This window comes from Stenotrophomonas sp. YJH_SMC_32 (genome assembly GCF_059369975.1).
Map to the genome: position 1 here is coordinate 23,733 of NZ_JCAFTE010000013.1, position 13,788 is coordinate 37,520.

Consider the following 13,788-nt stretch of genomic DNA (forward strand, 5'->3'; position numbering starts at 1 on the left):
ACGGCGGCTCAGCGCCGGGTATCGAAGATATCGCGCGGGCCGGTGGCCTCGGGCAGGTATTCCAGCGGGCGGCCCTGGTTGTCCTTCAGCTGCCAGCCCTGGTCGGCGCCGGTTGGCTCGAAGTTCACGGTCTGGCCCACGGTGAACTGCACGGCCGGGTCGCCGACGCCGCGCGGATACTGCATCGATGCGGTGTTCTGCGGATCGTTGGCATCACGCAGCAGCACTTCGCGGCGGCCATCGACGGTGGTGGCGATTGCGCTCACCTCCATCTGCGGCAGCTTGATCTGCTGCGGGCGGGCCAGCGGCTGGCCGGCATCGGCCGCATCCTGGGCTTCCTTCGCTGCTGCGGCGCGGGCCGAGGCCACCATCTGCGTGGACATTTCCAGGCTCGGTCCCTGCGGGCCCGGGTCATGGATGATCACGATGCGGCGTTCGGCGTGGGCGGCCGTCGACCACGCCAGGCCGGTGACGATCACCATCGACAACACAGAGGTAAGCAGCGGACGCATGTCGTTCTCCTTGCGGGATTCAGGGCGTGGAGGCGGTGGCACCGGCCACCGGCACATGGGGGATCACCAGTTCCTGCTGCAGCTGGCTGCGCTGGTGCAGGAAGTCGAACACCGATTCCACCGTCACCACCGAATAGTTGCCGGAGATGCGTTCGCCGGCTGGATGGTCGGTGGTGGTGGCGTTGGCTACGAACAGGCGCGCACCCACGCGCTTGCCGAGGCCGATATGCAGCACGCTGGGCTGGTACTTCTGCTGGCGCAGCCACTGCTGTGCCTGTTCGCGCTTGACGATGGCCGGCGCGCCTTCGGTCTGCGCCATCGCCGCCGCCAGCACTTCCAGCACCCACTGGTTGGAGTTCTGGTGGTCGGTGGCGAACGGGTAGGCGACCACGTTGTACCTTGTTTCGTGCAGCGCCTTGGGCTGGATCGAGGGCGGCACCAGCATCGCGCGCAGCGCCGCACGCAAGGGGGCCGACGGCACGCCGATGCGCAGGTCGGTATGGCCGCCGCTCTCGCCGACGAAGTTGCCGAGGCCCTCGTGGTACAGCTGCGAGCTGTCGGTCTTGCAGCGGTTGAGCAGGTGCATCGCGCGCCAGCGGCCGTCGTCCTCGCGCAGCAGGAAGGCCAGGTGGCTGTGGCGCAGGCCGTAGCGGCTCAGGTCCTGGCCACCGCGCGCGGCCACCACCACGTCCACCTCGGGCAGCGCGTCCAGGCGTTCGGCGGTGGTCCAGGCCACGTCCAGCATCGCCGCCTGCGACGCCACGCTCGGGTAGCGCTCGCGGCAGGCGGTGCTGTCGGCCCAGGCCGGTGCGGTCGCCAGCAGGCTGGCGATCAGCAGCGCGGCGCGGCGCAGGCGGGAAAAACGATCCATGTCGGTACCTTCAACGGCGGGCAGGCCCGCGCGCCGATCATACGCTGCTCAGCGCAGCGGGCGATCCACGCCCTTGCGCCGCGTAGTCGGGTAGTGCCGGCCGCTGGCCGGCATCGGCAGGGTGTTCGGTAATGCGTGCAGCATTGCCGGCCAGCGGCCGGCACTACCCCAGGGCCAGGCGCTGCTTCACTTCCGCCGCCACACGCGCGGTTTCGCGCAATGGCTCGATGCGGTCGTACTGCCAGTCCAACCAGTGCGGCTGCAAGCGCCCGCGTTCGCGCAGCTGCTGCTGGAACCGGGCCAGCCGGCCCTGCGCGGTATCGGCCAGCGCCACCATCACCGGCATGCGCGTGGCGCAGGCTTCAGAGAGCAGGTTCACCGAATCGGGCGAGACCACCACGCGGTTGGCCCAGCCGAGCAGGCCACCATAGGGATTGGTACCGTCGCCACCATCGCCCCAGATCACGTGCGGCAGGTCGGCGAACTTCGCGCGCAGGATCTCGGCCAGGGCTGGCGGCGTGCGTCGCGAGGTGGTGGCCAGCAGGCTGCCGCCTTCGTTGCGGATCTGCTCGGCCAGCGCCTGGAACACACCGACCATCGCGGTCTCATCCCACGGCGCCAGCGGTGTCGGCCCGCCCACCAGCAGTGCGGTGCGCGGACCGGGCAGGGTGCTGAAGCCGGCGAACGCGGCGCGGCCCCAGGCCAGCCAGTCGTCGTCCACCGGGTTGAGGCTGCCGAGCAGGGTCAGCACATTGCTGCCGCGCAGGGCGTCGTGTTCGGGCACCACCACCACGTCCCAATGGCGGGCGCCGATGCGCGGGTCGAGGATCTGCACCACCTGGCTGCCGCGTGCACGCAGCACGCGCAGGGCACCGGCCGCCTGGCGACCACAGCCGATCGCCAGTGTCGGCGCCTCGGCCGCCAGCGTCGCCAAGGCCTCGCCGTAGCCATTCACATCGCCGGGCAGCCGCCGCGGCGACAGCCAGCGCCAGGGTGCGCGCGGTTGCAGGAGCAGCGGTCGGTGGGTGCCCTGGCGCAGTGCCGAGGCCAGCGCGACCGCCTGGCGGACATTGCCCGCACGGCCGTCAGTGACCGTCCATGGCGCGCTCGATCGTTTCACCATTGGCATTAATTCGTTTCAGCCCTGCTGGGTGTTGCAACAGTCGCGACACTCTACACTGCGGCTCGTCGTTTCGCCCCGCGCCGCCCGCGGGCACTGACTTCCTTTCGCCGCCCTGGAGATCCACCGATGTCCCACGCGCTCGACGCCGCCGCCCTTGATCAGCTGTTCCGTACGGCCCGCACCCAGAACGCCTTCCTCGACAAGCCGGTCCCCGAGAGCCTGCTGAAGGAACTGTACGACCTGGTGAAGTGGGGCCCCACCGCGGCCAACACCACGCCGGCGCGCTTCGTCTTCGTCACCTCGAAGGAGGCCAAGGACAAGCTGGCCCCGGCGCTGTCCGAAGGCAACCTGGCCAAGACCATGGGCGCGCCGGTCACCGTCATCATCGGTTTCGACCTGGACTTCCACGAGAAGCTGCCGTACCTGTTCCCGCACACCGATGCCAAGGCCTGGTTCGATGGCCCGCAGGAAGGCCGCCACGAAGCCGCCATCCGCAACGGCAGCCTGCAGGGTGCCTACCTGATCCTGGCTGCGCGCGCGCTGGGCCTGGATGCCGGCCCGATGTCCGGCTTCGACCCGGCCAAGGTCGACGAAGCCTTCTTCGCCGGCACCTCCATCAAGTCGAATTTCCTGGTCAACCTGGGTTACGGTGATCCGGCGGGCCTGTTCCCGCGCCTGCCGCGCCTGTCGTTCGACGAAGCGGCGCGCATCGCGTAAGTCGCTGTATCGGTTTCGGGCCCGCTGTTCCGCGGCGGGCCATTGCTGCACCGTGTACCCACCCTACGATCCGGAGAGTTCCTCAGATGAGCGCCACCCGTAAACTGCTGCTGCCGCTGGCCCTGACCCTGGCCATCGCCGCCTGCTCCAAGCCGGCCGACACCGCTGCCCCGGCTGCCGATGCCGCCGCCCCGGCCACCACCGAGCAGGCTGCCACCCCGGCGGCTGATGCCGCTGCTGCCGCGCCGGCCGCCGAAGCGATCAAGATCGCCTCGGGCACCTACAAGCTGGACCCGAGCCACACCGACGTGCTGGCGCAGTGGAGCCACTTCGGCTTCTCCAACCCCAGCGCGCACTTCGGCAACGTCGAAGGCACCCTGGTGTACAACGCCGAAGACGTGACCAAGTCCACCGTGGAAGTGAAGCTGCCGCTGAGCGGCCTGAACAGCTTCACCGCCAAGTTTGACGAGCACCTGAAGAGCGCCGACTTCTTCGACGCCGCCAAGTTCGCCGATGCCACCTTCAAGAGCACCAAGGTGGAAGCGGCCGGCACCAACAAGCTGACCGTCACCGGCGACCTGACCATCAAGGGCATCACCAAGCCGGTCACCCTGGACGTCACCGTCAACGGCGGCGGCGAGCACCCGATGGCCAAGGTTCCGGCGGCTGGCTTCGATGCCACCACCACCCTGAAGCGCAGCGATTTCGGCGTCGGCGCCTACGCCCCGAACGTCAGCGATGAAGTGAAGATCCGCATCACCACCGAAGCCACCGGCGAAAAGCCGGCCGCTTGATGCACCCGACTCACTCGTCGTGAGAAGGCAGAAGGCCCGCTGAAAAGCGGGCCTTCTTTTTGGGTTCTGCATGCGAGGCACCCGATGCCGACGGGGTTGCCGGCCAGCGGCCGGCACTACCCGGCAGGTGCCAACCTGCATCTGGTGGGTGCGGACCGTTGGTCCGCACGATCCTTCAGCGCAGCGCGCCCAACCACACGCCACACGCTTCGCTCGGGCTCTGCTTGGCCTTCACCACCAGCCCGCTTACGCGCACGAAGGTCTGCGCGGCCTGTGCCACGACCTGGCGTGCGATCAGCGCCGCCTGCTTGGTGGCCGCCTGCTGCTTGCGCAGCTGCACGATGTTGATCGAAGGCCGACCCACCGGCGCGTACTTCTGGTCGCGGCGCAGCACGTCGGCCACCTGCGCCACTTCGAATTCGGCCTGCAGGTAGCGGTGCTGTGCTTCCACCAGCTCGCGCAGCGGCGCGCGCAGTGCAGCGGTGTCGGCGAAGGCGGCCAATGCCGCGTCGCAGGCGGCGTCATCGGCGAAGCGGGTACGCAGCGCGTCCACGCTGGCCAGGGTCAGTTTGGCCATGTGGGCCTCGTTGCTGCAGGAAAGGAGCGCGATTGTCGCATTGCCAGCTCGGTAGTGCCGGCCGCTGGCCGGCAATTGCATGGGAGTGTGCGGACCAACGGTCCGCACCCACCAGTCGATGGCGGTCCGCACCCACCGACGGCGGCGCAGCCGAGCATGGGCTCGGCTCCACAATGGCCCGCTGTATCACCCACGGAAGGAAGACCCATGCAGGACGCGCAGTACTGGTTGAACGAATTCTGGTCGGGCCTGAGCGTGCTCGATCTGGTGGGCGGCAGCGTGCTCGGTACGCTGCTCGGCCTGGTGCTGGGCATCGCCGGCTGGCGCTGGCTGCATCGCCGTGGTTGGTTGCAGCGGCGCAAGCGCTGGCATCACTGGCTGCTGGCCAGCTACGTGGTGCTGCTGCCGCTGGCCACTGCCTTCTTCGGCCTGCAGCTGGGTTTCACTGCCGGTGCGCACCGCGCGCTGTTCAAGCAGCTCGATCATTTCCAGCCGCACCTGCAGACCCTGGTGGAAGGCTGGAGCGAAGGCTTTACCGATTCGCTGGACGACCCGCGCATGCGCGAGGCACTGCGCAGCCAGGGCACGGTGGGCGACGTCGCCGACACCATCGCCTCGGCCTACCTCAGCGAGCATCCGCTGCCTGGCCTGGACCGTCTTGGCAACGGCCCATTGGCACGCGGCACCGGCTGGGTGATCGGCAGGGTGCGCGAGGGCCTGCTGCGCAGCATGGTGGAAGACACGCTGGTGGACAGGGCCGGTACCCTCGGCCTGGAACCCAAGGTGGTGCGCGAGGCGCTGACCATGCACGTCGATGAGCTGCTGCACACCCGTGGCGTGTTGCGGCTGGTGAAGGCGCAGATCAACGGCATGATGCCGGGCGTGTACTTCGGGCTGCTGTTGCCGTTGCTGATCATCGCCCTGCTGGTAGCGCTGGAGATCTGGGCCGCGCAGCGGTTCGGGTGGACGCGGCAGAGGGTAGTGCCGGCCGTTGGCCGGCAATTGCAGGTTCCTGCCGAAGGTTCATGAGGTTGCCGGTGCATGGGGTCAGATCCCTTTTCCACAGGAAAAGGGATCTGACCCCGAGCCGGTCAATCGCCGTCGGTTTCGTCCGGGTGGGCCTTCCAGTAGCCGGTGGAACGAATCCAGTCGCGTGGCACGCCCAGGTGGCCTTCGATGAACTTGCGCATCATCCGTGCGCGCCGTGATTCGGTGGCGATCCAGTAGAAGACATCGCCGTCCGGGGCCTCGAAGTCGGTCAGCATGTCTTCCAGCAGCGTACTGCTGGCCGCCGGGAAGCCGTTGCGCTCCAGCCAGTGGATGCGCACGTTCTCGTACTGCGGCAGGTCCTGGCGCTCGGTCTCGTCGCGCACTTCGATGAAGGCCTGCACCTCGGCACTGTCCGGCAGCACGTCCAGCCAACGGGCGATGGCCGGCAGTGCGGTTTCATCGCCGATCAGCACGTAGGCGTCGTAGCTGTCGGCCACCACGAACGAGCCGCGCGGGCCGCCGATCACCAGCATGTCGCCCGGCTGTGCGCGTTCGGCCCATGGCCCGGCCACGCCCTGGTCGTGCAGCACGAAGTCGATGGCCAGCTCGCCGGCTTCGTGGTCCCACCAGCGCGGGGTGTAGTCGCGCGAGGGCGAAGGCACCTTGCCGTCCGGGTAGCTGCGGCCTTCGGCGGTCAGCACCGGCAGCACCATCTCGCCCGCAGCGTTGGGGAAGAACAGCTTGATATGGTCGTCGGCGCCGGGCGAATCGAAGCCGGCCAGGTCGTCGCCACCCAGCACCACGCGGCGCATGTGCGGGGTGACCTCTTCAGTGCGCAGCACGGTCAGTTCACGGAAGCGCACATCCAGGCGCAGGCGCGTGTTGTTGTGTTCGGTCATGGGGGTTACCTGTAAAGGTGTCGCGCGGGGGCGCGCGGCGTAGGGGAGACCTGGCTGGCGTCAGTCTGGCTGGGTCGTTGAAATCGGTGGTTGCTCGCTACCGGCCGTACCGTTGAGCAGGGCCGAGGCCCGCGTCAGCAGTGCCGCCACTTCGTCCGCCTCACCCTCGGCCCAGCGGCCGTGGTGGTGCACCAGCGCCCGCTTGAACTCGCGCAGGGCCGCGGCCAGCGGCGGCGGCAGCGAGGCCTTGGTGATCTCGCGGGCACGGTCGAAGGCACGCCGCTGCGCCAGGCGCACCTGGGTGCGCTGCACCTTCAGCTCGAACTCGCCGGCGGCGGTGATGCGGAAGATCCGCTTGCCATCCACTTCCTCGGCCTCGATCCAGCCGGCCTGCTCGAAGCTGGCCAGCAGCGGGTACATGGTGCCGGCACTGGGCGTGTAGGCCTGCATGAACTGATTGCTGATCAGCTGCATCAGCTCGTAGCCATGGCGCGGCTGCTCGCCGATCAGGGCCAGCACCAGCAGGCGCAGGTCGCCGCGGCTGAGGACGCGCGGCTGGCCGTTGCGGCGCGGCACATCCGGATCGGTGGAACGGGCTCTGGCAGAAGCGGTACGGCTCATTTCGATATATCGGTAAACGAGTATGCAAACGATATATCGATATGTCGAAAGCGACAACATCCGATCCGGCCACAAGCAGGTGCAATTTGGGCCACGGACCTTCGTGCGCACAGCAAAAGGGGCGCCCCCTGCGAGGCGCCCCGGCGATGCTGTGGAAGGGAGCAGGGCCATCGGGCCCATCACTCGCGCCTCACCCTGGGCCCGTGGCTGGCAGCGATCCAGAGGCAGGTGCGACATGTTGTCGCCGGTTCAGAACCGCTGCCCCGCGCCCACCTACGGCGGTGCCGGAGTTGCCCTACAACCGTCATCGGCAGCAGTAACACTGCGTCCTGCGCATGGGCGCAGCGGCCCGCAAGCGACAGCCCGCGCCGCCGCCAAGGCCCGCCGCAGGGCCATCAGCGGGCCCGGCAAGCCCCTTGCGGACACTGGCCGGTTGCATCCATACGCCAGCGTAGCCAAGTGACGAAAGCCCTTGGTGCGCTACACTTTGCGGTCTAGAAATCTATACAACAGTCGCGCGCGTGCGTGCGGTTATGGGAGCGCTAATGAACTGGTTGAACGAGGTGCTGAACAACGACCCGAATCCTGTGGAAACCCAGGAGTGGATCGAGTCGTTGAAGGCCGTTATTGATGTCGAGGGCTCCGAGCGCGCGCATCAGCTGCTGGAAGGCATGGTGGAACTGACCCGTCGTTCGGGCGCCTACCTGCCGTTCTCTCCCACCACCGAATACGTCAATACCATCGAACCGCAGTTCGAGGCCAAGAGCCCGGGCAACGCCGAGCTGGAATGGCGCATCCGTTCGATCATCCGCTGGAACGCGATGGCCACCGTGGTGCGCGCCAACCGCAAGCCGGGTGACCTGGGCGGCCACATCGCCTCGTTCGCCTCCGGCGCCACCCTGTACGACGTGGGCTTCAACCACTTCTGGCGCGCCCCGAGCGAAAACCACCCGGGCGACCTGCTGTTCATCCAGGGCCACAGCGCCCCGGGCATCTACGCGCGTTCCTTCCTGGAAGGCCGCATCAGCGAAGAGCAGCTGGACAAGTTCCGCATGGAAGTGGACGGCGGTGGCCTGTCCTCGTACCCGCACCCGTGGCTGATGCCGGACTACTGGCAGACCCCGACCGTGTCGATGGGCCTGGGCCCGCTGGCCGCCATCTACCAGGCGCAGTTCATGCGCTACCTGGAAAACCGTGGCCTGATCGAGAAGTCCGACCGCAAGGTGTGGTGCTTCATCGGCGACGGCGAGAGCGACGAGCCGGAAACCCTGGGTGCCATCGCCCTGGCCGGCCGTGAAGGCCTGGACAACCTGATCTTCGTGGTGAACTGCAACCTGCAGCGCCTGGACGGCCCGGTGCGCGGCAACGGCAAGATCATCCAGGAACTGGAAGGCGTGTTCCGTGGCGGCGGCTGGAACGTCATCAAGCTGCTGTGGGGCGGTTACTGGGATGCCCTGCTGGCCAAGGACACCAACGGCGTCCTGAAGAAGCTGATGATGGAAACCGTCGACGGCGAATACCAGAACTGCAAGGCCTTCGGCGGCGCCTATACCCGCGAGCATTTCTTCGGCAAGTACCCGGAAACCGCCGCGATGGTCGCCGGCCTGAGCGACGACGACATCTGGCGCCTGAACCGTGGTGGCCACGACCCGCACAAGGTGTACGCCGCCTACCACCAGGCCGTGAACACCAAGGGCATGCCGACCGTCATCCTGGCCAAGACCGTGAAGGGTTACGGCATGGGCAGCGCCGGTGAAGCGCTGAACCCGACCCACCAGACCAAGAAGCTGGACGACGAAGCGGTGCGCCACTTCCGCGACCGCTTCAACATTCCGGTGACCGACGCGCAGCTGGCCGACGGCCAGGTGCCGTTCTACCACCCGGGCCCGGATTCGCCGGAAGTGCAGTACCTGCAGGAACGCCGTGCCGCGCTGGGCGGTTACCTGCCGCAGCGCCGCCGCAAGGCCGACAAGACCTTCGTGGCGCCGAAGCTGGAGGCCTACGAGCGCCTGCTGAAGAGCAGCGGCGAGCGCAGCTACTCCACCACCATGGCCTTCGTGCAGAGCCTGAACATCACCCTGCGTGACAAGGAACTGGGCCCGCACATCGTGCCGATCGTGGCCGACGAAGCCCGTACCTTCGGCATGGAAGGCCTGTTCCGCCAGATCGGCATCTACGCGCCGTTCGGCCAGAAGTACAAGCCGGTCGACGCCGACCAGCTGATGTTCTACCGCGAAGACCAGAGCGGCCAGGTGCTGCAGCAGGGCATCAGCGAGCCGGGTGCGATCAGCTCGTGGATGGCCGCCGGTACCAGCTACTCGGTCAGCAACGTGCCGATGCTGCCGTTCTACATCTATTACTCGATGTTCGGCTTCCAGCGCGTGGGCGACATCGCCTGGCAGGCCGCCGATATGCGTACCCGCGGCTTCCTGCTGGGTGGCACCGCCGGCCGCACCACGCTGAACGGTGAAGGCCTGCAGCACGAAGATGGCTTCAGCCATCTGGTGGCCGGTGGCATTCCGAACGTGCGCAGCTACGACCCGACCTTTGGCTTCGAAGTGACGGTGATCCTGCAGCACGGCACCAAGCGCATGATGGAAGACCAGGTGGACGAGTATTACTACGTCACCCTGATGAACGAGAACTACACCCACCCGGAAATGCCGGAAGGCGCGGCCGAAGGCATCGTCAAGGGCATGTACCTGCTGACCGACGCCGGCAAGCCGAAGAAGGGCGAGCTGCGCGTGCAGCTGCTGGGCTCGGGCACCATCCTGCACGAAGCCATTGCCGCGGCAGAGCTGCTGGACAAGGACTTCGGCGTGACCGCCGATATCTGGAGCTGCCCGAGCTTCAACGAACTGCGTCGCGATGGTTTCGACGTGGAACGTGCCAACCGCCTGCATCCGGAAGGTGAGCAGCGCAAGGCCTACGTGACCGAACTGCTGGAAGGCCGCCAGGGCCCGGCAATTGCCGCCACCGACTACGTGCGTGCGTATGCGGACCAGATCCGTGCGTTCGTGCCGATGTCGTACACGGTGCTGGGTACGGATGGTTTCGGCCGTTCGGATACGCGTGCGAACCTGCGTCGGTTCTTTGAAGTGGACCGCTACTACATCGCGCATGCCGCGATTGCGGCACTGGCGAAGGAAGGGAAGATGACCGCGAAGGATGTGGCCCGGGCGATCAAGCAGTACAAGATTGATCCGGAGAAGGCTAATCCTGTTGGGGTTTGATTTCGTCAATTAATTGACGAAAGAAGGGCGGCCATTGGCCGCCCTTTTTTTTAAGTGCGCTGCCCCGCGGCGCGTACTCCGTTAGTCTCTGCTTTGAGCCGCCTCTAAATGGATGGTGCGAGGAGTGCCTGAATTTACTATGCTACTCAACATTGATCGTGATTGATCTTGATGAATTTGGACGGGAAACGGGGGGCTGGGATGCAAGAAGATCTATATTTCGATGTGAGTTCTGGACTCAAGAGCGTTATTGGTAGGGATCTCATTACCAATGACGAGGTGGCGATCTTCGAGCTGGTAAAGAACTCATTTGATGCGAATGCTAGCAATGTCCAAATTTATTTCGGTGCGGCCGAAATAATAATCGTAGACGATGGCGAAGGAATGTCGCTTAACGAAATAAAGTCAAAGTGGCTTCAAGTCGCATACTCGTCTAAGAAAGGAAGCGATCAATCAAACTTCCGAGCAAATCTCACTGCACGAAAGCATTATGCGGGTAGCAAGGGTATAGGTCGATTTTCATCAGATCGATTGGGGGAGAGCTTGGTTCTTCAAACTAGAGCGTCTCAGGCTGCAGATGATTTAGTTAATAAACTTCGCATCGAATGGGGGCTCTTCGATGGGGACTTGACTGCAAAGTTTGAAAGTATACCAATCGCGTATTCAACTTCTTCCGCGTTCGAACTACCAGAGGAGCTGACAGTTCCGGAGCACGGAACCGCAATTTCAGTGGAAAATACAAGGCTCGTCTGGGATCGCGACAGAATTAAACAGCTTAAGCGATCTTTGGCAAAGTTAATTAATCCCTTTGGCTCTGCATCTGACGGATTTCGAATTAGAATAGTTGCGCCGGCTGAGTTGGGTGCGGATAGGGATTTAATAGCTAAATCTGAAAGTCGCCAGAATATTGAGAGTGACCTCATTAATGGCGATGTTGGAAATTTTATATTCGCAAGTCTTCGGGAAAAAACGACTCACATCAATGTGTGTATCGAAGGGGAAGGTTCAAAAATAGTCACCACCCTGACCGATCGTGGTGAGGTTGTTTATAAGATACGAGAGGATAATGTGTACGGACTTCTTGCTCAGGCCGGATTTACGTGCGATCTCTACTATCTTAATCAGTCGGCTAAGGCAACATTCGCTCGAAGGATGGGGATGCCTTCCGTTCAATTCGGATCGGTTTTCCTTTTTAGAAATGGGTTCAGAGTCTTTCCTGTGGGGGAGGAGCATGATGACACATTCGGTATCGACCGTAGGAAGCAGCAAGGTTACGCAAGATACCTTGGTACTCGCGATGTCATTGGAAGGATCGATGTCTTCGGAACTGAGGCTCTGTTCCGAGAGGCTTCCAGTCGAAATCAGGGGTTGGTAGATACCCCTGCTGTGCTCGAGCTGTTTGATTGCTTTTGGGAGAAATGCCTAAAGCGTTTGGAGCGATATGTAGTTCCAGTTACCTGGGCAGATAAGGCTGAAAAGAATACAGATGACCTTTCTCGGCTGTTGACCGATGCAGGTAAAGCGAGAGTTACCTCAGCATTTGCAAAGATAGTAGAGGATGAAGATGTTGAGGTTATTTCGTACAGTAAGGATCTAATTTCCGCCTTGAATGAAAGGTCTGCGCAATTTGAATCCTCGCTGGATAGCTTGAAAACTATCGCACTTAAGACCGCTGACAAAGGACTACTTGATAGCCTTGAGCTAGCGGAAGAGCGATTTGCAGAGCTACGCAAAGCCGAAGCAGATGCACTCAAAACTGCGGAGCAAGAACGCTTAGCGAAAGAAAGGGCGCAGCGTGAGGCAAGTCAAGCTCGGGCCGCAGCCGAATCCGCCAATCTGGAACTGGAGGAGGAGAGAAGCAGGAATCTCTTCCTTAAGTCGATGACGAGTTTGGATCTGGATGTGATAGTTAATATGCATCATCAGATTACCATCTACGCTGCTGACCTGCGGACTCAAGTGGAGAACTGCTTGGCAGTGGCAAGGATAAAAGGGGGGCTAGCTCTGGCTGATGCGGAGGCTCGTCTAGAACAAGTGTCCTTCCTTTCCCAGAAAATACTCTCAGTATCCAAGATTGCTACTAAAGCGAACTTTAGATTGGAGTCTGATCAGATTGAGGATGATATAGCGTCATTCGTTGAAAGCTATATAAATGATGCGAATAAGCCGTTCCTCAACAACATTTCGGTCGTCGTTTCCAAGGGTGATGTCTCTCTTTCAAAGAGGTTCCGGCCAATGGAGATGGCGGTCGTTATTGATAATTTGATAAATAATTCGAAAAAGGCTGGCGCCAGTGAGTTGTTGGTTACTATGGGTATGGAAGCTAAAGATGTTCTCCTGATTTCATTTGCTGACAATGGCTCTGGATTAGATAAGGGGATATCGGATCCATCCCGAATATTTGAAATGGGGTTCACTAGAACTAGCGGCTCTGGATTGGGGCTCTATCACGTGCGGCAGGCGCTGGGAGAGTTGAATGGAAGCATAGCGATGGACCATGCTCATGAGCATGGCGCAAAATTTGACATAAGGATCACAAAATGAAATTGGATTTCACTGTTTTGTGGATCGATGACCAGCCGAAGCATATTCAAAGCTATCAGGAGTCTCTGCAACTGAAGATCGCCCCGCTGGGCTTTCAGTTGGAGGTGGTTTCTGCCCGGAGCATCGCTGAAATCGCAGATGCGGTTGGCTCGAGGGACGGCCACGACGGTATAGATTTGGTTCTGGTCGATTATGATCTAGGAAATGGCGGTGGTGGTGAGGTTGCTCTCGAGCAGGTTCGGAAGATATTTAGATATAAGGAGATAATTTTCTACTCCGCAACTGACGTAGAGAAGCTGCGCACGCTGGCGTATGAGCGTTCGGTGGATGGCGTGCATTTTTCGACCCGCTTTGGCTTGGTTCAGGAGGCCGCTGATGTGGTGCGAAAGCTGCTCGGGAAAGTGCTTGATATCGACCACATGAGGGGGCTGGTGATGGCAGCGGCCAGCGACATTGACGATCTTGTGGAGCGGAGTTTGGTCGCCGTGTATGGCAAGCTGGAATCGTCGCTGCGAAAGGAGTTCGTCACTGATCTTCATAATCAGATGACAAGGAAGCTGGAGAGATGGCAGCAGGACCTCGATCAAGCCATGCAGATCGGAGATCTCGAGTCTCTCTTAGCGCTAAAGGCCATGTATAGCGCAGCCGATAAGCTCACATCTCTGAGGAAGAGGCTAGAACTTCAGGCTCCTTCCACGGATGAGCGCAACGAAAAGATGAAGCACTACGCTACCAATATCGTGCCACGAAGAAATAAGCTGGCGCACGCGCGGTTGGATCGGGCGGGAGCTCTTCCTGAAGGATTTACTTCAGAAGATATGACTGCGCTTAGGCTGGACTACATCAATCATAGGAAGAATTTTGTTGAAGTTGCGGTATTGCTTGATGTGAATTTTGATTGAGTTAT

General features: G+C 62.4%; 12 protein-coding genes. 6 read left to right on the forward strand and 6 right to left on the reverse strand.

What is annotated here, in order from left to right; genetic code table 11:
* Positions 1-8 precede the first annotated feature (8 nt).
* The 3 genes from AC5P7S_RS14280 to AC5P7S_RS14290 all read right to left on the reverse strand — a co-directional run bounded on the left by AC5P7S_RS14280 (position 9) and on the right by AC5P7S_RS14290 (position 2,506).
* A complete protein-coding gene (locus AC5P7S_RS14280; RefSeq protein WP_032953871.1) occupies positions 9-512 on the reverse strand; it encodes a hypothetical protein in 504 nt (167 codons plus the stop codon).
* A 19-nt stretch (positions 513-531) separates the two neighbouring features.
* The gene (locus AC5P7S_RS14285) at positions 532-1,383 is read right to left on the reverse strand and encodes a DUF2145 domain-containing protein (RefSeq protein ID WP_095379185.1); all 852 of its coding nucleotides are present in this window, start codon (positions 1,381-1,383) and stop codon (positions 532-534) included.
* Between the two features lie 163 nt (positions 1,384-1,546).
* Entirely contained in the window at positions 1,547-2,506 is a 960-nt protein-coding gene (locus AC5P7S_RS14290) for a mitochondrial fission ELM1 family protein (protein ID WP_095379188.1), read from the reverse strand.
* A gap of 126 nt (positions 2,507-2,632) precedes the next feature.
* Here AC5P7S_RS14290 and AC5P7S_RS14295 point away from each other — a divergent pair, with 126 nt between their 5' ends.
* Positions 2,633-3,223, forward strand: coding sequence for a malonic semialdehyde reductase (locus tag AC5P7S_RS14295; RefSeq protein WP_095379191.1), 591 nt, complete (start codon positions 2,633-2,635; stop codon positions 3,221-3,223).
* An 86-nt stretch (positions 3,224-3,309) separates the two neighbouring features.
* Entirely contained in the window at positions 3,310-4,017 is a 708-nt protein-coding gene (locus AC5P7S_RS14300; protein ID WP_005415047.1) for a YceI family protein, read from the forward strand.
* A 175-nt stretch (positions 4,018-4,192) separates the two neighbouring features.
* Here the strand turns inward: AC5P7S_RS14300 and AC5P7S_RS14305 are convergent, their stop codons facing one another.
* Entirely contained in the window at positions 4,193-4,594 is a 402-nt protein-coding gene (locus AC5P7S_RS14305) for a hypothetical protein (protein ID WP_005415048.1), read from the reverse strand.
* A gap of 207 nt (positions 4,595-4,801) precedes the next feature.
* Between AC5P7S_RS14305 and AC5P7S_RS14310 the strand changes: the two genes are divergently transcribed.
* Complete coding sequence (locus tag AC5P7S_RS14310) at positions 4,802-5,623, forward strand: hypothetical protein (RefSeq protein ID WP_095379193.1); 822 nt, start codon at positions 4,802-4,804, stop codon at positions 5,621-5,623.
* 62 nt (positions 5,624-5,685) lie between these two features.
* Here AC5P7S_RS14310 and AC5P7S_RS14315 read toward each other — a convergent pair whose 3' ends face one another.
* Together AC5P7S_RS14315 and AC5P7S_RS14320 are read right to left on the reverse strand one after the other, a co-directional pair.
* The gene (locus AC5P7S_RS14315; protein WP_095379195.1) at positions 5,686-6,483 is read right to left on the reverse strand and encodes a siderophore-interacting protein; all 798 of its coding nucleotides are present in this window, start codon (positions 6,481-6,483) and stop codon (positions 5,686-5,688) included.
* 60 nt (positions 6,484-6,543) lie between these two features.
* On the reverse strand, positions 6,544-7,104 hold the full coding sequence (locus AC5P7S_RS14320; protein ID WP_095379197.1) for a PadR family transcriptional regulator: 561 nt from the start codon (positions 7,102-7,104) through the stop codon (positions 6,544-6,546).
* A gap of 545 nt (positions 7,105-7,649) precedes the next feature.
* Between AC5P7S_RS14320 and aceE the strand changes: the two genes are divergently transcribed.
* From aceE to AC5P7S_RS14335, 3 genes are all read left to right on the forward strand, one after another.
* Positions 7,650-10,337 carry a pyruvate dehydrogenase (acetyl-transferring), homodimeric type gene (gene aceE, locus AC5P7S_RS14325; RefSeq protein ID WP_495213639.1) on the forward strand — a complete coding sequence of 896 codons (2,688 nt, stop codon included), beginning with the start codon at positions 7,650-7,652 and terminating at the stop codon, positions 10,335-10,337.
* A gap of 171 nt (positions 10,338-10,508) precedes the next feature.
* Complete coding sequence (locus tag AC5P7S_RS14330) at positions 10,509-12,881, forward strand: sensor histidine kinase (protein ID WP_197599087.1); 2,373 nt, start codon at positions 10,509-10,511, stop codon at positions 12,879-12,881.
* Entirely contained in the window at positions 12,878-13,783 is a 906-nt protein-coding gene (locus tag AC5P7S_RS14335; RefSeq protein WP_095379199.1) for a response regulator, read from the forward strand. The genes AC5P7S_RS14330 and AC5P7S_RS14335 overlap by 4 nt, the downstream gene beginning before the upstream one ends.
* Positions 13,784-13,788 lie beyond the last annotated feature (5 nt).